The sequence below is a fragment of the Micromonospora sp. LOL_024 genome (assembly GCF_048060415.1).
Lineage (GTDB): Bacteria > Actinomycetota > Actinomycetes > Mycobacteriales > Micromonosporaceae > Micromonospora.
Genome location: NZ_JBHMIS010000135.1, coordinates 1 through 1353 on the forward strand (window position 1 = coordinate 1; position 1353 = coordinate 1353).

1 protein-coding gene and 1 pseudogene are annotated in these 1353 nt (G+C 60.4%); one reads left to right on the forward strand and one right to left on the reverse strand.

All coding sequences use genetic code 11. The annotated features are described in order from the left end of the window. A pseudogene (locus ACFHWY_RS28525) lies at positions 1–461 on the forward strand (hypothetical protein); the annotation flags it as partial. A gap of 459 nt (positions 462–920) precedes the next feature. Here the strand turns inward: ACFHWY_RS28525 and ACFHWY_RS28530 are convergent. After that, a partial coding sequence (locus ACFHWY_RS28530) for a hypothetical protein (RefSeq protein WP_416583333.1) occupies positions 921–1353 on the reverse strand: 433 nt, incomplete at its 5' end.

A 1353-nucleotide genomic window follows, 5' to 3' on the forward strand; every position in this document is an offset into this window, starting at 1 on the left:
CCAGTCACCGCGCCCCTGAAAACCAGCTAACCAACTCTCCATCAAACCCGGGGCTTGACACCCTGCAAATCCCGGGCGGGATCGCCTTTCCGCGCGCCCAGCAGGCCGCCCGGATCATCCGGACCCGCACCGTGGACGGCAAGACCAGCAAAGAGACCGCCTACCTGGTGACGTCCCTGACCGCCGCCGACGCTCAACCCGCTGACCTGCAGAGGTGGGCGAGGGCAGAGTGGTTGATCGAGAACCAGGTCCATAACATCAGAGATGTCACGTTCCGTGAAGACCTGCATCAAGCCCGGACCGGCACCGGACCCGCCGTCATGGCCACCCTGCGTAACACCGCGATCGGCTGGCACCGTATCAACGGCGACACCAACATCGCCCGCGCCAACCGCCGCTCCGACCGCCGATCACACGACCTCATCGACGCCGTGACCAGCAGTTACACCAACACGCAATGACCCTGCTGGTCTGCGGCACAGCAATCTCGGTGACACCCCGGGCATTGATCAGATCAGCCAGGTGACTCGCAACCGTGACGCGCCGGGTGGCAGCCCACCGGGCGAGGTGGTCCCAGGCAAGCCACGAACCTTGGCCTCAGCCTCCGGCTCACGTCCCCGCCACTCAACGGTCACCTCCACCTGAAAGTTCGCGCCGGGCAACCCGCTACAGTAGCAGTCAGCGCACGCCAACCACTTTCCCGACACATCCTGCGATGGCCCCAATCCGACCATCACAAAATTCATTCATGCGCCTCGATCAATCTATCGCACAAGTACATGTCGCAGTCATGTATCTTGCTGGATCGAGGATCGACCGTGGAGGTTCTGGAGTTCCTGAACGAGATCTAAGGGGAATTGAACTCCACCACCTGAGACACGCTCTAAACTAACCGGATGTCGGGTCGCTGAATGCGAGTTCTAGTCAAGGCGTGACAGCCATCTCCTTGCCAACAAGGGCGACAGCGGTTCAAAGATCTCGGGTGTGGCCGATTGAAAGATGAACTCCTTGATCACATCGCCGGTCTCGTCATCGAATCCTATGTCGTCACGACTCTCCAGTGCCTCTGCCCACAATTGCCACTCATCCTCAGCCAGTTCGCCATCCAGGTACCTATGTAGCATCCGCTTTAAATCGGCGGTAGTAAGTACGACGAGATCTTCGCCGGAGTCCCATCCGTAATCGGCGAGAGCCGTTAGGGCAGCTCCCGGGGTTGTGTCAAGCTTGATCAAGGCGCGGAGAGCCGCAGCTCGTGCTTCTCGGGCAATGCTGTTGTCTCCACTTACCATCAGCGTAACTGGATAGGTGCTTGACGGGGCGGCGTGACGGGCCTGGTCAGGTGGTAGCGGGGAT